We start from the raw sequence: 20,451 nt of genomic DNA, 5'->3' as shown, positions 1-20,451 counted from the left end.
TTGGGCTCAGGCCATCGCTTTCTGCAAATTCTCGTCGATCTTGTCGAGGAAGCCGGTGGTCGAAAGCCATGGCTGGTCGGGGCCGATCAGCAGCGACAGGTCCTTGGTCATGAAGCCGGACTCGACCGTCTGGATGCAGACCCTTTCCAGCGTCTCGGCAAAGCGCCTCAGTTCGGCATTGTCGTCGAGCTTGGCGCGGTGCGCGAGGCCGCGCGTCCACGCAAAGATCGAGGCGATCGAATTGGTCGAGGTCTCCTCGCCCTTCTGGTGCTGGCGATAGTGGCGGGTGACGGTGCCGTGCGCGGCTTCCGCCTCGACGGTCTTGCCGTCCGGCGTCATCAGCACCGAGGTCATCAGGCCGAGCGAGCCGAAGCCTTGCGCCACCGTGTCGGACTGCACGTCGCCGTCATAATTCTTGCAGGCCCAGACATAGCCACCCGACCATTTCAGGCTCGAGGCCACCATGTCGTCGATCAGCCGGTGCTCGTACCAGAGTTTCTTCGCTTTGAATTCTGCTTCGAACTCCGCTTCGTAGACCTCCTGGAAGATGTCCTTGAAGCGTCCGTCATAGGCTTTGAGGATGGTGTTCTTGGTCGAGAGGTAGACGGGGTAATTACGCAGCAGGCCGTAGTTCAGGGAGGCGCGGGCGAATTCGCGGATCGATTCGTCGAGATTGTACATGGCCATGGCGACGCCGGCGCCGGGTGCGTCGAAGACGTCGTGCTCGATCACCTGGCCGTCCTCGCCGACGAATTTGATCGTCAGCTTGCCCTTGCCGGGGAAGCGGAAGTCGGTGGCGCGGTACTGGTCGCCGAAGGCGTGGCGGCCGACGATGATCGGCTTGGTCCAGCCGGGCACCAGCCGCGGCACGTTCTTCATGATGATCGGCTCGCGAAAGATGGTGCCGCCGAGGATGTTGCGGATGGTGCCGTTCGGCGACTTCCACATCTTCTTCAGCTTGAATTCCTCGACGCGCTGCTCGTCGGGCGTGATCGTCGCGCATTTCACGCCGACGCCGTATTTCTTGATGGCATTGGCCGAATCGATGGTCACCTGGTCGTTGGTGGCGTCGCGGTGCTCGATGCCGAGGTCGTAATATTCGAGCTTGAGGTCGAGATAAGGGTGGATCAGCATGTCCTTGATGAACTGCCAGATGATGCGGGTCATCTCGTCGCCGTCGAGTTCGACGACCGGGTTCGCCACCTTGATCTTCGCCATGGAAAGAATGCCTCACTTTTGGGGAACGGAACGGCCTTGCCCGCACGGCTGCCGGCCCTGGGATGCGGCCCGTATATCAAAGGCTTTTTGGCCGCGCAAACGGCGAACCGCGCCGTAGTGTCGGCATTCCTTGCGAAAGCTTCATTTTCGCCGCCAAATGTGGCAGGGGACTGCGAAATGCCGCAAACAGCAGTTCACTGACAACCATGGCCGCTACCCAGGATCCTGCCACCCCTCTTGCCTCCGGAACTCCAGCGTCCGGACCGGCGATCATCCTGGTCGAGCCGCAGCTCGGCGAGAATATCGGCATGGTTGCGCGCGCCATGGCCAATTTCGGCCTTACCGAGCTGCGGCTCGTCAATCCGCGCGACGGCTGGCCGAGCGAGAAGGCGCGTGCCGCCGCAAGCCGCGCCGACCACGTCATCGATGCAGTCACGGTGTTCGATGACCTCGCCTCGGCGATTGCCGATTTGAACTTCGTCTTCGCCACCACGGCGCGCGCGCGCGACAATTTCAAGCCGGTGCGCGGTCCGGTCGAGGCGGGCAGGGCGCTGCGCGCGCGGCAGCGGGCCGGCCAGCGCACCGGCATCCTGTTCGGCCGCGAGCGCTTCGGCCTCTATAATGACGAGGTCGGCCTTGCCGACGAGATCGTCACTTTCCCCGTCGATCCAGCCTTCTCCTCGCTCAACATCGCCCAGGCTGCCCTGCTGATGTCCTATGAATGGATGAAGTCCGGCCTGGAAGACGAGACCAGGACCAACTTCTCCGGCCCCGAAATGCCGCCGGCTGCCAAGGAAGAATTGCACGGCCTGTTGGCGTATCTGGAAGGTGCACTGGAGGCGCGCGGCTATTTCCGCCCGGCAGCGAAGAAGCCGAAGATGGTCGACAATTTGCGTGCAGTGCTGACCCGCCCCGGCTTTGCTGAGCCGGAGCTCAAGGTGCTGCGCGGCATACTATCATCGCTGGACAGGTTCTCGCCGGCCATGCCGCGCGGCGACGGATCGCCCGGCGACGATCCAAGGCGGCTCCCGGCGGCGGCCCGGCGCGCTGGCAGGGCGACAGACAAAGACTAGCCTCGGAACGACCCATACCTCACCAGTAACCGAATGTTATTTGGTGTGATCCATTGTCTGGAAAACGATGGATCCTTTCGATGTTCAATTCAAATATCGGGCGTCTTCGCTTTTTCTTCTATTCCGCGGCCTTGCTGGTTGCGGAAATCGTGACATTCGTGCTGTGCGTCGTGGGGACCGTCGGCTTCGAGGGTTTGGCCAATTCGAAACCCGGTCCTTCCAGGGAAGGGCTGGCCGCGGCTGTTCTCGTTACCTCGCTGGTGATCGTTCTGTTCCGCGCGAATTTCGCCTGGCGTCGAAGCCGCGACGCGCAAGGGTCGGGTTGGATCCTTTGGTCGTATATCGTGTTCTCGACGCTGTTCGCGATCCTGCAGGCCGGCACTGTTCTTGTCGTAAAATTCGACGGCGAAGATTCGCATTCCGGCCTTAACCTGCTGGGATTAGCTCTTGTCGGGCTGTGGGCCGTCATCTTGGCGGGCAAGCAGGCGGGCGGTGGCTCTGCGGATATGGCGTCATCCCTGAGTTTCGACGATTTCGACCCGCCCGGGCCGCTGCGCGGCACCGCCGCGCTCCATTCAGCGTCAGCCACCGGCGCGACGGCCCTGGCTGCAGCCTACGCCACGCGGGCCGCGCCGGTGCCGTCGAACCACCCTGCATCTCAACCTGCATCTCCGGCGAACGGCCGGCCGCGGCCCGGCGGCTTCGGCAAGCGCGGCCTTGTGTGACCGGCTCGCCGCATCAAGGCCATGATGGTTCCACATAGAGGCGGCCGGGATAAAGCATCATTGGCCGAAGCAGAAAGCATGGGCCGGGCCTTCCCCCGTGATCTCGTTTGTGATTCCCAGCCCTTAGTGACTCAATGACAATGACCGATCCATCGAGCGCCCGTCCGATCCTGATGTTCGATTCCGGCATTGGCGGCCTCACCGTGCTGCGTGAGGCGCGCGTGCTGATGCCTGACCGCCGCTTCATCTATGTCGCCGACGACGCGGCGTTCCCCTTCGGCGGCTGGGAGGAGCCGGCGCTGAGAACACATATCCTGGAGTTGTTCGCTAGGCTGCTCGAACGGTTTTCGCCGGCCATTTCGGTCATCGCCTGCAACACCGCCTCGACGCTGGTCATCGATGCGTTGCGCGACCGGTTTCCCGGCCACCCTTTCGTCGGCACTGTGCCGGCCATCAAGCCGGCGGCGGAACGCACGCGCTCAGGCCTGGTTTCGGTGCTGGCGACGCCCGGCACCGTCAAGCGCCAGTACACGCGCGACCTGATCAGCAAATGGGCGCAGAAATGCCACGTCCGCCTGGTCGGCAGCGACAGGCTGGCTGCATTGGCCGAAGCCTATATGCGCGATGGTTTTGTCGACGAGGACGCCGTGCGCGCCGAGATCGCGCCGTGCTTCGTCGAGCATGACGGGCTGCGCACCGACATCGTCGTGCTTGCCTGCACCCATTATCCGTTTTTGGCCAACCGCATGCGCAAGACAGCACCGTGGCCGGTCGACTGGCTCGACCCGGCCGAGGCGATCGCACGCCGGGCGCTGTCGCTGCTTGCCGATACCGAGGCCCGCTATCGCAGAGAGGCACTGCCGGAAGGCGCCGACCTTGCATTCTTCACCTCGAACAGCGCCGATTTTCCGACGCGCCGGCTGATGCAGGGATTTGGCCTGGCGATATCCTGATCGCAGGCAATTTTCGCTTTGGGAACATCACACCGGACAATGCGTTTTCCTCTCATTGGAAACGGGAGAAACCATCATGCCAGCCACCTCAAAAGCCCAGCAGAAAGCGGCCGGCGCGGCATTGTCAGCCAAGCGCGGCGAGACCAAGAAGGGCGCGCTCAAAGGCGCGTCGAAGGGAATGTATAAATCCATGAGCGAAAAACAGCTCGAGGAATTCGCCGAGACCAAGCGCAAGGGCCTGCCGGAAAAGAAGTCGAAACACTGATCGACTGGCCATTCTGACGGCGGATGCCGGTCAATAAAAGGCCCGCGGCTGAGCCGCGGGCCATGAAGTCTCAACGGGCGAGGACGAAAATTACCAGTTCCAGCCCCACCCGCAGCGCCGCACTTTGTAGCGGATCACCTTGCGATGACCGTGCCGCCACACCACCTTCTTCTTGACCACGATGCGGCAGACCTGGTGATGCCTGTGCCCATGCCAATGCCGGGCCTGCGCCGGCTCGGGCGCGACCGCCATCGTGCCGGCCATCACCGCGGCGCCTACCAACGTAAGGAAGAACTTCTTCATGCGAATTCCAGCTCCTCTGACTTCAGTCCCTTCCTGATGCCGCTGGCGCAACCTCCCGCCACATCCGGCACGTTCTACAACCGTAACACTATCCGGTTCGGCGATTCGCGCCAGCCGGAAGCTTGACAGCGGTTAAATCTCCGTTTAACCAGCCCACCAACACCGGGCCGCAATGCCCGGTGGTTTTCTTTATGTGTGCGAGACGTTTGGGAAGCCGGTTTTACTTTCCTTATGTCTTGCTTGAAATGACGTGTCCCGTGGGTTTTCCGTCGCGTTGCGTGGAAAACCCTGTCAGGTCTCGAAAACGGAGGCCAGAGGAGGGCGCGTTTCCTTCACCCGGACCATGAGGTTCCGGGTGCATTGTTTTGAAAGGGAATGCGATGAGCAAGCGCGAATCCGCGAAGTACAAGATCGACCGCCGTCTTGGCGAAAACATCTGGGGCCGCCCGAAGTCCCCGGTCAACAAGCGTGAATACGGCCCCGGCCAGCATGGCCAGCGTCGCAAAGGCAAGCTTTCCGATTTCGGCCTGCAGCTGCGCGCCAAGCAGAAGCTGAAGGGCCACTATGGCGACGTGTCGGAAAAGCAGTTCCGCAAGGTCTATGAAGAGGCGGACCGCCGCAAGGGCGACACCTCGGAGAACCTGATCGGCCTGCTCGAATCGCGCCTCGACGCGGTCGTCTACCGCGCCAAGTTCGTGCCGACCATCTTTGCGGCGCGCCAGTTCGTCAATCACGGCCACGTCAACGTCAACGGCAAGCGCGTCAACATCGGCTCGTACCGCTGCAAGCCGGGCGACGTCATCGAAGTGCGCGAGAAGTCGAAGCAGCTGGTCATCGTGCTGGAATCGGTGGGCCTGGCCGAGCGCGACGTGCCCGATTATATCGAGGCCGATCACAACAAGATGACCGCGGCTTTCACGCGCATCCCCGGCCTGGCGGACGTTCCGTTTGCCGTGCAGATGGAACCGAACCTGGTCGTCGAATTCTATTCGCGCTGATCGGCGCGTTCGTCGCGATACAATCGAAGGCCGCCCGTCGAGGCGGCCTTTCTTTTTTCGTTCCTTTTCCGCGGCGTGAATCCGAAATCGATTTCGGTTTTCGGTCCGATGCGCTACTGCGGGCGGCAACAGGATCTTGGGGCGGACGCGCCATGAATATGCTGCCAGACGCCGAAACACTCGAACCGGTCGCCGACACCGAAGGCGGCTTTCATCCGCTGTTTGCCGATGTGCCGTCCTCCGTCGAGTTCAACAAGCTGCGCAAACGGCTGTTGCGGCTTGCCCGCCAGGCGATCGACGATTTCGCCATGGTGAGACCCGGCGACCGTTGGCTGATCGCTCTGTCGGGCGGCAAGGATTCCTACGGCCTGCTTGCCGTGCTGCTCGATCTCAAATGGCGCGGGCTGCTGCCGGTCGAGCTGTTGGCCTGCAATCTCGACCAGGGCCAGCCGAACTTTCCCAAGCACATATTGCCCGATTATCTCGATAGATATGCCATTCCGCATCGCATCGAATATCAGGACACCTATTCGGTGGTCACCGACAAGCTGGCCGAGGGCAGCACCTATTGCTCGCTGTGCTCGCGGCTGCGGCGCGGCCATCTCTATCGCATTGCCCGCGAGGAGGGCTGCTCGGCGCTGGTGCTCGGTCATCACCGCGAGGACATACTGGAAACCTTCTTCATGAACCTGTTCCATGGCGGACGCCTTGCCGCCATGCCGCCGAAGCTGCTCAACGACGAAGGCGATGTCATGGTGCTGCGGCCGCTCGCCTATTGTGCGGAAGCCGATCTCGAGAAATTCGCCGGCGCCATGAAATTCCCGATCATTCCGTGCGATCTGTGCGGTAGCCAGGAAGGCCTGCAGCGCAACGCCATGAAGGCGATGCTCGACGACATCGAGAAGCGCATGCCTGGCCGCAAGGACACGATGATCCGCGCCATGACCAATGTGCGGCGTTCGCATCTGCTCGACAGGAAGCTGTTCGATTTCGCCGCCCTCAACGAAACCCTCACCACCAGGCGTCCCGATGACATTTGACGATAGCGCGATCGACTGGCTTGCCGACCTTCTGTCGGAAGCCGCCGTCGCCGAGATCATGCCGCGCTTTCGCCGGTTGAGCGAGGGCGACGTCCGTCGCAAGACCTCGGCCGCCGATCTCGTCACCGAGGCCGACGTCAATGCCGAACGGCTCATCACCGCCAGGCTGCGCCAGCGTTATCCCCACGCAATGATCGTCGGCGAGGAGGCCTGCTCCGACGACCCGACGCTGCTCGACGGTCTCGGCGATGCCGAACTCGCCTTCGTCATCGACCCGGTCGACGGCACCTTCAACTTCGCCTCCGGCGTGCCGCTTTTCGGCGTCATGCTTGGCGTCGTGATCAAGGGCGAGACGGTCGCCGGCATCATCCACGATCCCGTCGGCAAGGATTGGCTGATCGGCGTTAGTGGCGCCGGCAGCCATATCCGCCATGCCCATGGCAATCTGGAAAAGGTCCATGTCGCCAAACCGGCGCCGATGTCGGAAATGACCGGTGCGGTCTCATGGCACTACGTGCTCGAGCCGGACCGCTCACGTTTGGCGCGCAACCAGACCAAGTCGCTATCGCAGTTCAATTATCGCTGCGCCGCCCACGAATACCGCCTGCTGGCCAGCGGCCACGGCCATTTCGTCGTCTACAACAAGCTGATGCCCTGGGATCACCTGCCTGGCGTGCTGATCCATGCGGAGGCGGGCGGCCATGCCGCGCGCTTCGACGGCAGCGCCTATCTGCCGTCGCATGTCGGAGGTGGCCTGCTGGTCGCGCCGGACCGGGAGAGCTGGCGGGAGCTGCGCCGCGAGCTCTGGGCGGAATAACTCTTCGCTGCCAAAAGTTGTCCAATCCTGTGCGAAACCGGAGACCTCGAATGAAACCTCGGTCCGCAATTGTTGCAACGGCCTTTGCCCTTGCCTTGGTTGCCGGTGTCAATGAAGCAAGCGCTGGGGAACGCGCATGTCGCAGTCCCGACTCCGTCGACACCATAGACGAGATGTTCTCCGCGATCTTCGCCTGTTGGAAGCCGCCGCCCGGAACCGCGGGCATGACCCTGACGCTGCAGTTCTCAATTCGCCGAAACGGCACGCTTATCGGCAAGCCGCGCGCCACTTACTCCCATCTAGGGGACGATGGTCCGCTCAATCGGGCCTTCGTGGCTTCCGTCCTCGAGGCGCTCGACAAGGCTCTTCCACTGCCCGTTTCGGACAGTATGGGTGGAGCAATCGCAGGACGTACGCTGTTCCCCCGCTTCACCGCGGTCAGTGAGGGTGCATCCTAGGCGCACGCGCAATGTGCATTAAACCGGCGGGTTATGCGGCTGGAACAGTCTGCCGCGCTCGGCCAGCAGGATCATCAGCAGCGCCGCCACCGACACGCTGCAGAACCCGGCGGCCAGCGGCGTCACCGTGCCGTTGAAGGCTTGGCCGATCAGCGTACCGAGAATGCCGCCAAGAAATGTCTGCATGAACCCAAGGATCGACGACGCAGTGCCGGCCAGGTGCCCCAGCGGCTCCATGGCAAGCGCGTTGAAGTTCGCGCCAAGCGCGCCGAACGGGACCATGGCGCAGGCAAAGAAGGTAATGAAGAGCCAGAGCGGCATCTTTATTTCGATGGAAACGACCAGCCAGGCAAGGCTGATGGCCAGAAACAGCAGCAGCGCGCTTTGCGACAGACGGCGCATGCCGATGCGGCCGACGAGGCGCGAGTTGAGGTAGTTCGAAAAAGCAAGTACGCCGGCAACCCCCGCGAAGATGACGGGGAACATCTCGCCGACATTGAACACGCTGACATAGATCTGCTGGGCCGAGGCGATGAAGCCGAACATGGCGCCGAAGATGAAGGTGCTGGCGAAGGCATAGCAGAGCGCGATGCGGTTGGTGAGAACGATGCGGAAGCCGCCGATGATGGAGGACAGCGTCAGCGGCCGGCGATATTCGGGGTGTAGTGTCTCGGGCAGGCGCAGCAGCGACCAGGCGGACACGATCAGCGCGCCGGCTGCCATGGTGACGAAGATCACATGCCAGGTCGCAAACAGCATGATGAACTGGCCGATACCGGGCGCCACCACCGGAATGGCCATGAACACCATGAAGATCAAGGACATGACTTCGGCCATGCGCCTTCCGTCGAACGTATCGCGCACGATCGAGACGGCAATGACGCGCGTCGCCGCCGCGCCGATGCCTTGCACCGCCCGGCATAGCAGAAGCGTGGCGAATGACGGGGCGATTGCCGCAGCGCCGGCCGCCAGGACGTAGATCACCAGCCCTGCGACAAGCGGCGCGCGGCGCCCGAAGCGGTCCGAGATCGGCCCGAAGAACAGCTGTCCGCCGCCAAAGCCAAGGATATAGGCGGTGACAACATATTGCCGGTGGTTTTCATTTTCGATGCCAAGCGAAGCGCCGATCTGCTGCAGCGCCGGCAAAATAATGTCGATTGCCAGCGAATTGAGCGCCATCAGCGCCGCGCACAGCGCAATGAATTCCCAGCGCGGAATGGGCAAGGTGCTTGCCTTTTGCTGCGCTTGTGCTTGCTGATCCAAGGCCAGTCCGATCCTCAAACGAAAATGCGCCGGCTGGCCGACGCATCCATTCGTTGATTGCCCGATAGCGGGCAGAACTTTTTGCCAAGGTGGGGGCTGCCCCGGCGCTTAGCGCATGACCCCCGAAAATCGCAGGCGGAAGGTCATACGCAGAAACAGAAGTCAGGCGGCGCCTTTGACGCTGACGCCCTTTTCGACGAGGAAGGTCTGCAATTCGCCCGCCTGGAACATCTCGCGGATGATGTCGCAGCCGCCGACGAACTCGCCCTTGACGTAGAGCTGCGGGATGGTCGGCCAGTTGGAATAGTCCTTGATGCCTTGCCGCAGTTCGGCCGACGTCAGCACGTCGACGCCCTTATAGTCGGCGCCGATATAGTCGAGGATCTGCACGACCTGGCCGGAAAATCCGCATTGCGGGAAGCCGGGCGTGCCCTTCATGAAGAGAACGACGTCGTTGCCCTTCACTTCATTGTCGATGTAGTCGTTGATGCCGCTCATGGAATACCCTTTCATGCCTGTGGGAGTCAGGCTCGAACATTACCCTTCAAATAAACCCATGGGTTGCGCGAAACAAGATGTTTGCCGCCTTGCCATGCAAATGGCGCAAAGGAACGTCTGATCTTGGGCCAAGAGCGTTGGCCACCATCTTTCCCGAGGCGCGATGAAAAGACGATATCTCGCCGGGTTCCTCCTCGCCGTTCTGTTCGCCGCACTGTCCTTGATCTGGTGGGCCAGGTCGCCGAGACAGCCATCTCTCGTCGTCGGCGGTGAATTACCGGCGCCGTGCCGCGACGCGAGCTTCGAGGCGGTCGCCTATGTCGTCTGCGAAATCGATCTGCGCCACTATGACATCGGTGTGTTCCATGCAGGCCTTGACGGCAAGGCTTTCGGTTCACTGGACAAATTCGACAAGGCGATGGCGGATCATGGCCGGCCGGTGCTGCTCGCCATGAACGCCGGCATGTATCACCAAGACCTGACTCCGGTCGGCCTTCTCGTCGAAGACGGCCGGGAGAAGGCGCCGATCAACGTCGCCGACAGCGAAGGGAATTTCTTCCTGAAACCGAATGGCGTCTTCCTGGTCCGGAAGGACGGCAAGGCGGCGGTCATGGAGACAAGCGCCTATGCTGCGACCAGACTGGACGTGATGTTTGCCACGCAATCCGGCCCGATGCTGGTGATCGACGGCCGGCTTCATCCCCGCTTCGAGCAAAACGGCACATCGCGCTATATCCGCAATGGCATCGGCGTGCGTGACGAAAACACTGTCGTGCTGGCGATCTCGCGCTCTGAGGTCAGCCTCGGCAGCTTCGCGCGACTGTTTCGAGATGCGCTCAATTGTCCCAACGCGCTTTTCTTCGACGGGGTCGTTTCGGCGCTGTCGAACGGCGAGCGGATGATTGTGGGTGGAAGCTATCCGGTCGGGCCGATCATCGCCGTGTCGGCGAAAAGGTGAATTTATTTATGCGCACGTACGCATATGAATGCCGGCGCCAAACTCAGTTCGGCAAAATGCCTGGAGTCGACCATTTCCATCTCGGGCGCGGGAACCGGCTCGACGAAACGATCGAGCGTCCAGCCTGTGTCGGCAAGCCCGTTGAGGATATCGCCGAGCGGCCTGCGATAGGATTCGACATAGGGCTTGGGCTCCCCAAAACCTCCCCAATACATGCCCCAGCGATTCGTTTCAAAATAGGTTTTCGTCCCGCGCGTGCGCGTGTCCTGCCAGTCGCGCATTGGATGGCCCATAGAGAACACCAGCCAGCCGCCCGGGCAGGCCACGCGATGAAACTCAGCGAATACCGGCTCCAGTTTTTCGACATAGTCGAGCGCCAGCGAGCAAAGTATTCGGTCGAAACTGCCATCCGCGAGCCAGTCGAGAGCCCTTTCGAGGTTGCCAAGCCGGATATCGACATCGAGCCCAGCGCATCGCTGACGTGCCAGAGCCAGCATTTCCGGCGTAATGTCGAAGGCACTTACCCGCGCACCTGAGCCAGCCAGCTTTTCCGAGCAGATACCGGAGCCGCAACCGGCGTCCAGTATGTTCAGACCCGTCACGTCGCCCAGCAACTCCAGCGAGGCTGGCCGTTCATAAAGAGCGTTGTGCGGCTTGATCGGCGCCAGCGCGTCATAGCGCTCGGCGAAGGAAGCATAGGCACTGACTGCAACCGGATCGCTGTCGCCTTTGGCCATGACTTCCCGCTTGCGTAGAATTAGTCCGGCACGCTGGTCTGCAGGGCAAGCGCGTGCAACACGCCGCCCATATTGCCCTTCAGCGCGTCATAGACCATCTGGTGCTGCTGGACCCGGCTTTTCCCGCGAAAGCTTTCGGCCACAACCTCAGCCGCATAATGGTCGCCGTCGCCGGCCAGGTCGCGAATCGTCACCTTGGCGTCGGGAATGCCTTCCTTGATCAGCCGTTCGATGTCGTGGGCGTCCATTGCCATATGAGGATTCCTTGTTCAGGTCGTGATCTCATAGATATGGTCGAAATGGCGGATGAACCACAGGGAAAGAGCCCACTCGATCACATCACGGGTCCACGACCTCATTTGCCATGAAGCGAGGGAACCAGGATTCGTGGGCGGCGGTCAATTCGCTGACCGGTATCGCACGCGCCTCGCCCAGCTTCAGGTCGCTGCCGCCGGTCGAGCCGATCCACGGCGCAAAAACGCCGAGCTTGTTTTGTTGTTCGCGAATGGCGTCCCATTGCTCGCTCTGCGGGTCGATCGACAGCGTCAAGAGATAGCGGCCCTGGTCCTCGCCGAACCAGACGGGGATTGGATCTGTGCCGATCAGGCCGGGGATGGTCGCGCCGATGCCGGAGGCCATCGCCATCTCGGCCAGCGCTACCGCGATGCCGCCATCGGAAACGTCATGCGCCGCGGTAACGACACCGGAGGCGATCAGTGCCCGCACATGGTCGCCGACCCGCTTCTCGTGGCCGAGATCGACCGGCGGCGGCGGGCCGTCGGCGCGGCCAAAGATGTCGCGCATATAGACCGACTGGCCAAGATGCGAGCCCCATATCGTCGGCGCGCCGACCAGCACGATCATCTGGCCTTCGGCGGCAAAGCCGATGCGCACCATTTTCGACCAGTCGGCAATCAGACCGACGCCGCCGATGGTTGGTGTCGGCAGGATGCCCTGTCCGTTGGTCTCATTATAGAGGGAGACGTTGCCGGAGACGATCGGAAAGCCAAGCGCCCGGCAGGCATCGCCGATGCCTTTCACAGCACCAACCAGCTGGCCCATGATCTCCGGCCGTTCCGGATTGCCGAAATTGAGGTTGTCGGTGGCCGCGAGCGGCAGAGCGCCGGTGGCGGTAAGATTGCGCCAGGATTCGGCAACCGCCTGCTTGCCGCCCTCGTAAGGGTCGGCCTCGCAATAGCGCGGCGTCACGTCGGAGGAGAAGGCGAGCGCCTTGGTCGGGTGGCCATCGACGCGCACGACACCGGCGTCGCCGCCGGGAAGCTGCAGGGAATTACCCTGGATAAGCGTGTCGTACTGCTCCCAGACCCAGCGGCGCGAGGAAAGGTCTGGTCCGCTCAGCAGCTTGAGCAGTGCGTCGGCCACATCGGCTTGCGGTGCATCGCCGGCCAGCGGCGCCGGCTTCTTCGGATCGACCCAGGGACGGTCATATTCCGGCGCTTGATCGCCGAGATCCTTGATCGGCAGGTTGGCGACCTCGTCGCCCTGGTGCAGCACGCGGAAGCGCAGATCGTCGGTGGTCTTGCCGACGATGGCAAAGTCGAGGCCCCATTTGTGGAAGATCGCCTCGGCCTGTTTTTCCTTTTCGGGGCGCAGCACCATTAGCATGCGCTCTTGGCTCTCCGAAAGCATCATCTCATAGGCGCTCATGCGCTCTTCACGCACCGGCACCTTGTCGAGATCGAGCTCGATGCCGAGGTCGCCCTTGGCGCCCATTTCGACTGCCGAGCAGGTGAGGCCGGCGGCACCCATGTCCTGGATGGCGATAACGGCGCCGGACGCCATCAGTTCGAGGCAGGCTTCGAGCAGGCATTTTTCGGTGAACGGATCGCCAACCTGCACGGTGGGCCGCTTCTCGTCGATCTTGTCGTCGAACTCGGCCGAGGCCATGGTGGCGCCGCCGACACCGTCGCGCCCGGTCTTGGCGCCGAGATAGACCACCGGCAGGCCAACACCCTTGGCTTCCGACAGGAAGATCGCATCAGTCTTGGCAAGCCCCGCCGCAAAGGCATTGACCAGGATGTTGCCATTGTAGCGGGCGTCGAAATTGACCTCGCCGCCGACCGTCGGCACGCCGAAGGAATTGCCATAGCCGCCGACGCCGGAAACGACGCCGGCAACGAGGTGCCTGGTTTTGGGATGGTCCGGCGCGCCGAAGCGTAGCGCGTTCATCGCCGCGATCGGCCGCGCGCCCATGGTGAAGACATCGCGCAGGATGCCGCCGACGCCGGTCGCAGCTCCCTGATAGGGCTCGATATAGGAGGGGTGGTTATGGCTCTCCATCTTGAAGACGACGCAGTCGCCGTCGCCGATGTCGACCACGCCGGCATTCTCGCCCGGGCCCTGGATGACTTGCGGCCCGGTGGTCGGCAGCGTGCGCAGCCACTTCTTCGAGGATTTGTAGGAACAATGCTCGTTCCACATCGCCGAAAAAATACCAAGTTCGGTAAAGCTCGGTTCGCGCCCGACCAGGTCGAGGATGCGCTGGTACTCGTCGGGCTTCAGCCCGTGCGCGGCAATGAGTTCAGGAGTGATCGGCACGGAATTGGAAATGGTCATGATCGGCAATTGTGTCCTTGAGATCGAGTCCCGTCTTATCGCAAGCGTTGCAGCCGATACACCCCGTTGGATGACTAAAACGATGGAAAGCAACAGCTGACCGCAAGTAGCGAAAGATCGCCACTCGACCCGCCGGTTTCAAGCCGGTTCAGGAAAAGCTGTCGTAGCCGGCGCGGCCCTCGTCCAGAAGCCGCCGGATTACCGCGACGCCGTGCGCGATATCGTCCCGCTGCCGCGGTTGCGAGATGCCAAACCGTACGCCGTGAAAGGCCTGTTCGGAACGCCCTGCCTTGAACTCGTCCTCGTCGTCGATGAGCACGCCATGTTCGAGGCAGGCCTGCTTGAAAGTGCCGGAAAGCCATGGGTCCGGCAAAGTGAGCCAGACGAACGGCACGTTATCCAGCGCCTTGAAATCGAAGCCGTCGAGTGTCTCGCGCACGATCGCGATGCGCGCACCGATCTCGGCAATGCTGCGCTTGCGCACCTCAGCGGCCTGACCGGACAGCACCAGCCGGCTGCCCACCTCCGCCAGCAGAAAGGGCAGGCCGCCCGTCATCATCTTGTGGGCAACCCGGATGCGGTGACGATAGGCCGGCGGGCAAGCGAGCCAGCCGCCGCGAACACCCGCCGCAACCGATTTCGACAGGCCGCCGGCAACGATGGTTCGTTCGGGAGCATATTCGGCCATTAAAGGCGTTGGGTCATCGGTCAGTCCGCCATAGAGATCGTCCTCGATCAGGACGACGTTATATTGACGGGCGACATGCGCGATTGCCTCGCGGCGCGATGCCGACAGCGTTGTCAGCGTCGGGTTCTTGGCCGTCGGCATCAAAAACATCATCTTCGGGTGCTTTTGTGCGCAGACGCGCTCGAAATCCTGCGGATCGATGCCCTCGTCGTCAGTCGCCACCAGTGCGGTCCGGCGACCGATCAGGCCGGCACTGCGCGAGATCTGCGAATAGGTGAGGTGCTCGAAGACGACATAGTCGCCGGGGGCGGTGAGCCCCGCAATGGTTGCCATCACCGCGGCGTGGGTGCCGAGCGTGGGAACGATTGCATCCGTCGCCGGGCGATAGGAATTGCGCGACAGCCAGCGCCTGCCGGCTTCGAACCAGCGGTCCGGGAAATCACGCGTATAGCTTGAAATCTCATGCGGATGGTCTTGCGCCGTGCGTGTCAACACGTCGGCGACGATGGCACCCTGGCCGACGTCCGGTGCGGCGGTGCTATCGAAGCGCAGCTTGTCGCCGGGCGCATCCATATAGCGCGTGCCTTGTTCGACCGGCCCCAGGAAATCCGGCTTTGCGCTCTCCGACTGTTGAGCGAGAACATAGGTTCCGCGGCCGACCTCGCCGCTGACCAATCCCCGCTCGCGCAGCAATTGATACGCCCTGCCGACGGTGCCGACGGTCGTGCCGATGTCGTATGCCAGATCGCGCTGCGGCGGCAGCTTTGCCCCTGCGCCGATCAAGCCGCGGTCGATGTCCGTCTCGATGGAATCGGCAAGCCGCTGATAGAGCGGGCCGGTGCCGGCGGTCAGGTCTGGAAGCCAAGTTGTCATGGTGACAATTTTCTACATTGCACCGAAATGAGAGTCAATACATATGGAGCGGGCCGTACGAAAAGGCACAATTGCAATCTTGGCAGAAAGAAAATGGGTACAATAGAGACAATCCGCTACGCGGCAGTTGAATTGACCGGAAGCCGCTCGTCGGGCCGGAGATCCTATGTTCGCGGGCTCGTGCAAGTGGTCACGTCATTCGTCCGATGGATCGACAGCCTGCTGGATCGCCGCCGCAGTCGGCTGGTCCTGCTCGAGATGACCGACGCCCAGCTCAAGGATATCGGCATTTCACGCTGCGATGCCCATCGTGAAGGTCTGAGGCCGTTCTGGGACTGAGGAGTTCGACGGGGCGCTATCGCGCTTTAGCGGACGCCCGCCGCCCTGATCCGCGTGACACCGTGGTCCACAAGCACCGCCACAATGCACAGCATCAGAAAGAGCCCAGTGATGGCCAGAGCCGAGACGGCGACGCTGGTCGCGCCGTTCTTGGCGAGATCGAGGAACGGGTAGGGCACTTCACCGGCAATCGGCGCCCGCAGCAGCGCGTAGGCCAGATAGGCGATCGGATAGATCATCCACCAGGAGATGTCGCGCCACCGCGTCGAGCCGTCGGCGCCTGCCACAAGCCACCACAGCACGAACAACACCGGCGTCACATAGTGCAGGAGCACATCGCAGAGCAGGAACAGCCCTTGCGGCTGCCAAAGCTGCGCCAGGACCGTTGCATAAACGATGAGGACCAGCGTTATGGCGACGGCTACGCCCGCCCGCATCCGTGGCGCGGAAAAGGCCGGAAACCATGCATAACCCGTCGACGACAGCAACGAGGCATGGACGAGCACCGCGCCGATGTTGGTCAGGATGGTGAAGAAGCTGAAATAGAAGACCAGCGAGCCGGCAAAGCCGCGGCCGGCTTCCATTGATGCCGGGACGGTGATGCAGAGCTGCAGGACGAGCCCGGCCAGGCCGACGACCAGACCGGCGATCTGCAGCACGCGACCCATTGGGCTAGGCAGCAGCGCCGCAGGCCGGATTGCCCGCCTGCCAGCGGGCAATGTCCGAGCCGATGCGGGCGCCGAGCGGTTCCGCCATCAATGGGCCGAACACGTCGACGCGGCTCGAATTGCCTTGCGCCTGCACGACCAGCAACGGCTTTCCACCATAATGTTTGGCCGGCACCAGCAGGAAGCGCGGCGTGCCGCTGAACGAATTCAGCTCGTTGGCCATCTGGTACGATTTGAAGGCAGGGTCCTTGCTGGCGATCCAGCATTTGTGGGCAGCTATTGCCACCTGCTCCATGGCAAGCAGTGACGCGCTCTTGCCCGCCGGCGCCGGCGCGCTCTTCGGGCCTGACTGGCAGGAGGCGAGTACAAGACCGGCGGAAGCGGCGAGGGCGAGGCGGGCGAGTGTCGATCGCATGGTCAAGCGGCGCCCATCTCGAGTTCGGACAGAAACACCTTCAGACCGTCTGTCATCTCACCCCAGACGCGCGACAGCGCCGGATGCTGCAGGGCGATTTGCTCATAGGCATCGAATTTCGGATAGCCATCAAGCAGGTCGGGGCGGCCGATCGTCGCCCTGAAATTGTTGAAGACGAAGCGGGTCGGCGTCAGCCAGGCATCGGCGAAGGAGATGTCGTCGCTGAGCGCGAACGGGCCATGCGCCATGCGCGCCTCGATTGCCGCAAGCCCGTGATGCAATCGGGCGAACTGTGCCTTGATCTCCGCCTCGTTGCGCTGCGGCACGAAATGGAGCTCGAACAGCTTCATGGTCGGGGCGAGCACGTCGAGGTCGGTGATGCGGGCGAACATGCGCACCAGCGCCCGGTCCTTCGAGTCCCTCGGCAGCAGCGCCGGCTCGGGAAAGCGCTCCTCCAGATATTCGGCGATGACCACCGATTCGACGATCGTTTCGCCGGAGCCGGTGATCAGCACCGGAATCCGGTTCAACGGCGAGATGGCACGAAACGCCTCGGGGATGGGAAACCCCGGCGGCGGTGCAATGAGCTTGAGCGGCACGTTCTTGATGTAGGCCAACGCCCGCACGATCGACGAATAGGGCGACAACGGCCGCGAATAGAGTTTCATGACCGTGGCTCCAGGAGGAAAATTGAAGGTATCAAGCGGCGATGCCCAGCGCGCTTTCGAACAGCGCCCGGCCGTCGCTGCCGCCATGCGCCGCTTCGATCAGGTTCTCGGGATGCGGCATCAGGCCGAGCACGTTGCCGCGGCCGTTGACGATGCCGGCAATGTCGTTGATCGAGCCGTTGGGATTGGTGCCTTCGGCATAGCGGAACACCACCTGGCCTTCGCCTTCGAGGCGGGCCAGCGTTTCGGCATCGGCGAAATAATTGCCGTCATGGTGCGCCACCGGCGCGCGGATGACCTGGCCCGGCTGATAGCGGCGGGTAAACATCGTGTTGGCGTTGGCGATCTGCAGCTTGACTTGCCGGCAGACGAATTTCAGCGAGGTATTGCGCATCAATGCGCCCGGCAGCAGGCCGGCCTCGACCAGGATCTGGAAGCCGTTGCAGACGCCGATGACCATGACGCCCATGGCCGCCTTTTCGGCCACCGCCCGCATTACTGGCATGCGCGCGGCAATCGCGCCGCAGCGCAGATAATCGCCGAAGGAAAAGCCGCCGGGAATGGCGATCAGGTCGACATCGGGAATTTCGGTGTCGGTCTGCCAGACGGTGACCGGCGGCGTGCCGGAAATCTTGGTCAGCGCCGCGATCATGTCGCGGTCGCGATTGAGGCCGGGGAGCAGGACGACGGCTGATTTCATGGCGTGTCCAATTGAATCAAGAGGCATATCCAAGTTTGGCGTATCGGCGGCGTATTCACGGGTCAAGCGGCAGTTAAGGCTTTTGGGCTATTTAACGACGGCAAACCGGGCGAACGCATTTGAAGAGCGGCTGGGAACTGAAATTCGAAGACCGACACTGGGCCGCCGGGGTCTCCGGTGCGATTGTCCTGCTTGTTTCCGCATTTATCTATGCGTTCTTTTCTCAAGCTGACGCAACCTTTGCGACGGCGTTTTCGAAAGCGCTTTCTCTGAAAGTCGATCTCGGGCGGTGCTCCTCGTCTTTTGCCAATCTGATCATGGCGCAGATTTCCTATGCATTGACGATCTGCCTGGTGCTTCTGGGCCTCATGGCGTGCCTTGCCGTGGTTTGTGTTCGAGACGCTGCGAACAGGGCCGGATATCTCAAGCTTCTGCTTGGGACATCTGCGTTCATTCTCATCTTGCTGGCAATGGCGATGAACGACGACGGGTTTTGGCTAAGTTCAACAGGCCGCAGATTTTTCGGGCGGCGATTGAGCATAGCTGACGCATGCCTACAGAGTCACAATACTAATTTTATTCGCATTTACGTGATGAGCATCTGGCTTGGTTTTGGGTCTTGGATGCTTATTATGATTGATATTCTGTGCTTTCGAGCGATAGCTCTCCATCGAAACCATAACGAGTTGCGAACTGACTCGGGGCTGCATGCCGAAATACTGGACATTCATGCTAAATATGGCGGTGTGAGGCGGCCAACCCAGGCTCGACGATGGACGTTATCGGCAGTGGTAGTGGCGGGCCTCTTTTTGGCCGCAGGAATTCACGGGCTGTACAAACTGGCCCTCGTTTTAGGCGCGCTCTAAGCGGCGTTCGCTATGCCCAAGGCGATCGTCCTGCCGCGCCAGCACACCGTAAATGTTCTTCACATCGCCCTCGGTGGCGATGAGATGACCACGGATCGAGCCCAACTCGAACTTTACTTCGCCAAGTGTCAAATCCATCCTGTCCAGCCGCGACTGAATGGATTTGAGGACTTCAAAAATCAGGCTTCCATCGATCTCGGTCATCTACCCTCCGGGACAACCTCAGGTAATGGCCACACTATAATTCTCAATCACCGTATTCGCCAGAAGCTTGTCGCACATGGCTTTCAGATCCGCTTCGGCCTTGGCCTTGTCGCTCTCGGCAAGTTCGATATCAAAAACTTTGCCTTGCCGCACCTGGCCGATGCCGCCGAAACCCATTGCGGACAGCGCATGCTCGATTGCCTTGCCTTGTGGGTCTAGCACGCCGTTCTTGAGGGTTACGGTAATGCGGGCCTTGATCACGCTGGACATGTTCCTGTTCATCTGTTGAGCGGGCAAGCCATCAGTGCGGCTTGCCTTTGACACCGTCGGTCGATGCGACGAGCACCGGTCCGGCTGGGCGCGGCGGTTCGTTCTCGTTCATGATGCCGAGGCGGCGGGCAACTTCCTGATAAGCTTCGACCAGCCCGCCCATGTCGCGGCGGAAGCGGTCCTTGTCGAGCTTGTCCTGCGTCGCCACGTCCCACAGCCGGCAGGAATCCGGCGAGATCTCATCGGCGACGACGATGCGCATCATGTCGCCTTCGAACAGGCGGCCGCATTCGATCTTGAAATCGACCAATTGGATGCCGACGCCCATGAACAGGCCGGAAAGGAAGTCGTTGACGCGAATGGCCAGCGCCATGACATCGTCGATCTCCTGTGGGCTCGCCCAGCCGAAGGCGGTGATGTGCTCTTCCGATACCATCGGATCGTCGAGTGCATCGGCCTTGTAATAGAATTCGATGATCGAGCGCGGCAGCACGGTGCCTTCCTCGATGCCCAGGCGCTTGGCCAGCGAGCCGGCGGCGACGTTGCGCACCACCACTTCGAGCGGGATGATCTCGACTTCCTTGATCAACTGCTCGCGCATGTTGAGCCGGCGGATGAAGTGGGTCGGAATGCCCATCCGGTTGAGATGGTTGAAGATGTGCTCGGAAATGCGGTTGTTGAGCACGCCTTTGCCATCGACGATTTCATGCTTCTTCTTGTTGAAAGCGGTAGCGTCGTCCTTGAAGAACTGGATCAGCGTGCCAGGCTCCGGTCCCTCATAAAGGATCTTGGCCTTGCCTTCATAGATGCGGCGGCGATTTTTCATCTGATTTTTCTCTGGATTTGCGGGCAGGCGGCAAGCGACCAGTTCCTGTCC

26 protein-coding genes are annotated in these 20,451 nt (G+C 61.7%); 11 read left to right on the top strand and 15 right to left on the bottom strand.

Annotation, left to right across the window (positions count from 1 at the left end; all coding sequences use genetic code 11):
- Positions 1 to 6 precede the first annotated feature (6 nt).
- A complete protein-coding gene (locus tag NKH04_RS20945; RefSeq protein ID WP_353044862.1) occupies positions 7 to 1,218 on the bottom strand; it encodes an NADP-dependent isocitrate dehydrogenase in 1,212 nt (403 codons plus the stop codon).
- Between the two features lie 206 nt (positions 1,219 to 1,424).
- Here NKH04_RS20945 and NKH04_RS20940 point away from each other — a divergent pair, with 206 nt between their 5' ends.
- The 4 genes from NKH04_RS20940 (at position 1,425) to NKH04_RS20925 (ending at position 4,234) form a co-directional block, all read left to right on the top strand.
- Positions 1,425 to 2,291, top strand: a complete 867-nt coding sequence (locus tag NKH04_RS20940) for an RNA methyltransferase (RefSeq protein ID WP_352681941.1) — start codon at positions 1,425 to 1,427, stop codon at positions 2,289 to 2,291.
- Positions 2,292 to 2,371: 80 nt separating this feature from the next.
- A complete protein-coding gene (locus NKH04_RS20935) occupies positions 2,372 to 3,016 on the top strand; it encodes a DUF805 domain-containing protein (RefSeq protein ID WP_353044861.1) in 645 nt (214 codons plus the stop codon).
- 140 nt (positions 3,017 to 3,156) lie between these two features.
- The gene (murI, locus tag NKH04_RS20930) at positions 3,157 to 3,969 is read left to right on the top strand and encodes a glutamate racemase (RefSeq protein WP_353044860.1); all 813 of its coding nucleotides are present in this window, start codon (positions 3,157 to 3,159) and stop codon (positions 3,967 to 3,969) included.
- A 76-nt stretch (positions 3,970 to 4,045) separates the two neighbouring features.
- A complete protein-coding gene (locus NKH04_RS20925; RefSeq protein WP_023674705.1) occupies positions 4,046 to 4,234 on the top strand; it encodes a DUF3008 family protein in 189 nt (62 codons plus the stop codon).
- A gap of 90 nt (positions 4,235 to 4,324) precedes the next feature.
- On the opposite strand, the gene NKH04_RS20920 is transcribed toward NKH04_RS20925, so the two are convergent.
- Positions 4,325 to 4,537: a hypothetical protein gene (locus tag NKH04_RS20920; RefSeq protein ID WP_023674706.1), complete on the bottom strand. Its 213-nt coding sequence runs from the start codon at positions 4,535 to 4,537 to the stop codon at positions 4,325 to 4,327.
- A 380-nt stretch (positions 4,538 to 4,917) separates the two neighbouring features.
- On the opposite strand from NKH04_RS20920, the gene rpsD reads away from it, so the two are divergent.
- The 4 genes from rpsD to NKH04_RS20900 all read left to right on the top strand — a co-directional run bounded on the left by rpsD (position 4,918) and on the right by NKH04_RS20900 (position 7,850).
- Positions 4,918 to 5,535 (top strand): 30S ribosomal protein S4, encoded by a 618-nt coding sequence (gene rpsD, locus NKH04_RS20915; protein WP_023717376.1) that lies wholly within the window; start codon positions 4,918 to 4,920, stop codon positions 5,533 to 5,535.
- Between the two features lie 152 nt (positions 5,536 to 5,687).
- On the top strand, positions 5,688 to 6,575 hold the full coding sequence (gene ttcA / locus NKH04_RS20910; RefSeq protein WP_352474638.1) for a tRNA 2-thiocytidine(32) synthetase TtcA: 888 nt from the start codon (positions 5,688 to 5,690) through the stop codon (positions 6,573 to 6,575).
- Positions 6,565 to 7,392, top strand: coding sequence for an inositol monophosphatase family protein (locus NKH04_RS20905; protein ID WP_352819660.1), 828 nt, complete (start codon positions 6,565 to 6,567; stop codon positions 7,390 to 7,392). Before ttcA ends, NKH04_RS20905 begins: the two co-directional genes overlap by 11 nt.
- Positions 7,393 to 7,442: 50 nt before the next feature.
- Positions 7,443 to 7,850, top strand: a complete 408-nt coding sequence (locus NKH04_RS20900; RefSeq protein ID WP_352501584.1) for a UCP034077 family protein — start codon at positions 7,443 to 7,445, stop codon at positions 7,848 to 7,850.
- Between the two features lie 18 nt (positions 7,851 to 7,868).
- Here NKH04_RS20900 and NKH04_RS20895 read toward each other — a convergent pair whose 3' ends face one another.
- Positions 7,869 to 9,068, bottom strand: coding sequence for a multidrug effflux MFS transporter (locus NKH04_RS20895; RefSeq protein ID WP_502893744.1), 1,200 nt, complete (start codon positions 9,066 to 9,068; stop codon positions 7,869 to 7,871).
- A 207-nt stretch (positions 9,069 to 9,275) separates the two neighbouring features.
- Positions 9,276 to 9,611: a Grx4 family monothiol glutaredoxin gene (grxD, locus tag NKH04_RS20890; RefSeq protein ID WP_023674712.1), complete on the bottom strand. Its 336-nt coding sequence runs from the start codon at positions 9,609 to 9,611 to the stop codon at positions 9,276 to 9,278.
- A gap of 163 nt (positions 9,612 to 9,774) precedes the next feature.
- Between grxD and NKH04_RS20885 the strand changes: the two genes are divergently transcribed.
- Positions 9,775 to 10,569, top strand: coding sequence for a phosphodiester glycosidase family protein (locus NKH04_RS20885; RefSeq protein ID WP_352474643.1), 795 nt, complete (start codon positions 9,775 to 9,777; stop codon positions 10,567 to 10,569).
- Between the two features lie 2 nt (positions 10,570 to 10,571).
- Here the strand turns inward: NKH04_RS20885 and NKH04_RS20880 are convergent, their stop codons facing one another.
- The 4 genes from NKH04_RS20880 to NKH04_RS20865 all read right to left on the bottom strand — a co-directional run bounded on the left by NKH04_RS20880 (position 10,572) and on the right by NKH04_RS20865 (position 15,444).
- On the bottom strand, positions 10,572 to 11,306 hold the full coding sequence (locus NKH04_RS20880; RefSeq protein ID WP_352541435.1) for a class I SAM-dependent methyltransferase: 735 nt from the start codon (positions 11,304 to 11,306) through the stop codon (positions 10,572 to 10,574).
- Positions 11,307 to 11,326: 20 nt separating this feature from the next.
- Positions 11,327 to 11,560, bottom strand: coding sequence for a BolA/IbaG family iron-sulfur metabolism protein (locus NKH04_RS20875; protein WP_023674714.1), 234 nt, complete (start codon positions 11,558 to 11,560; stop codon positions 11,327 to 11,329).
- Positions 11,561 to 11,645: 85 nt separating this feature from the next.
- Positions 11,646 to 13,883 (bottom strand): phosphoribosylformylglycinamidine synthase subunit PurL, encoded by a 2,238-nt coding sequence (purL, locus tag NKH04_RS20870; protein WP_353044859.1) that lies wholly within the window; start codon positions 13,881 to 13,883, stop codon positions 11,646 to 11,648.
- 148 nt (positions 13,884 to 14,031) lie between these two features.
- Positions 14,032 to 15,444, bottom strand: a complete 1,413-nt coding sequence (locus tag NKH04_RS20865; protein WP_353044858.1) for an aminotransferase-like domain-containing protein — start codon at positions 15,442 to 15,444, stop codon at positions 14,032 to 14,034.
- Between the two features lie 93 nt (positions 15,445 to 15,537).
- Here NKH04_RS20865 and NKH04_RS20860 point away from each other — a divergent pair, with 93 nt between their 5' ends.
- Complete coding sequence (locus tag NKH04_RS20860) at positions 15,538 to 15,783, top strand: DUF1127 domain-containing protein (RefSeq protein WP_352449398.1); 246 nt, start codon at positions 15,538 to 15,540, stop codon at positions 15,781 to 15,783.
- 26 nt (positions 15,784 to 15,809) lie between these two features.
- On the opposite strand, the gene NKH04_RS20855 is transcribed toward NKH04_RS20860, so the two are convergent.
- From NKH04_RS20855 to purQ, 4 genes are read right to left on the bottom strand one after another with little or no spacing between them, the layout of a single operon-like run.
- Positions 15,810 to 16,451, bottom strand: coding sequence for a Pr6Pr family membrane protein (locus NKH04_RS20855; protein ID WP_352501588.1), 642 nt, complete (start codon positions 16,449 to 16,451; stop codon positions 15,810 to 15,812).
- Positions 16,452 to 16,455: 4 nt separating this feature from the next.
- A complete protein-coding gene (locus NKH04_RS20850) occupies positions 16,456 to 16,866 on the bottom strand; it encodes a hypothetical protein (RefSeq protein ID WP_352474652.1) in 411 nt (136 codons plus the stop codon).
- Positions 16,867 to 16,868: 2 nt separating this feature from the next.
- The gene (locus tag NKH04_RS20845; protein ID WP_352819664.1) at positions 16,869 to 17,534 is read right to left on the bottom strand and encodes a glutathione S-transferase family protein; all 666 of its coding nucleotides are present in this window, start codon (positions 17,532 to 17,534) and stop codon (positions 16,869 to 16,871) included.
- 31 nt (positions 17,535 to 17,565) lie between these two features.
- Positions 17,566 to 18,234 carry a phosphoribosylformylglycinamidine synthase subunit PurQ gene (gene purQ, locus NKH04_RS20840; protein ID WP_353044857.1) on the bottom strand — a complete coding sequence of 223 codons (669 nt, stop codon included), beginning with the start codon at positions 18,232 to 18,234 and terminating at the stop codon, positions 17,566 to 17,568.
- Positions 18,235 to 18,353: 119 nt separating this feature from the next.
- Between purQ and NKH04_RS20835 the strand changes: the two genes are divergently transcribed.
- Positions 18,354 to 19,100 (top strand): hypothetical protein, encoded by a 747-nt coding sequence (locus tag NKH04_RS20835; protein WP_353044856.1) that lies wholly within the window; start codon positions 18,354 to 18,356, stop codon positions 19,098 to 19,100.
- On the opposite strand, the gene NKH04_RS20830 is transcribed toward NKH04_RS20835, so the two are convergent.
- From NKH04_RS20830 to purC, 3 genes are read right to left on the bottom strand one after another with little or no spacing between them, the layout of a single operon-like run.
- Complete coding sequence (locus tag NKH04_RS20830; protein WP_353044855.1) at positions 19,086 to 19,304, bottom strand: hypothetical protein; 219 nt, start codon at positions 19,302 to 19,304, stop codon at positions 19,086 to 19,088. The genes NKH04_RS20835 and NKH04_RS20830 overlap by 15 nt on opposite strands.
- An 18-nt stretch (positions 19,305 to 19,322) precedes the next feature.
- A complete protein-coding gene (gene purS, locus NKH04_RS20825; protein WP_353044872.1) occupies positions 19,323 to 19,565 on the bottom strand; it encodes a phosphoribosylformylglycinamidine synthase subunit PurS in 243 nt (80 codons plus the stop codon).
- Positions 19,566 to 19,605: 40 nt separating this feature from the next.
- Positions 19,606 to 20,400, bottom strand: a complete 795-nt coding sequence (purC, locus tag NKH04_RS20820) for a phosphoribosylaminoimidazolesuccinocarboxamide synthase (RefSeq protein WP_023674725.1) — start codon at positions 20,398 to 20,400, stop codon at positions 19,606 to 19,608.
- Positions 20,401 to 20,451 lie beyond the last annotated feature (51 nt).

Source organism: Mesorhizobium sp. M1365, from assembly GCF_040317865.1.
Lineage (GTDB): Bacteria > Pseudomonadota > Alphaproteobacteria > Rhizobiales > Rhizobiaceae > Mesorhizobium.
Note: the sequence above shows the minus strand (reverse complement) of the source record. Positions and strands in the feature narration are given on the sequence as shown.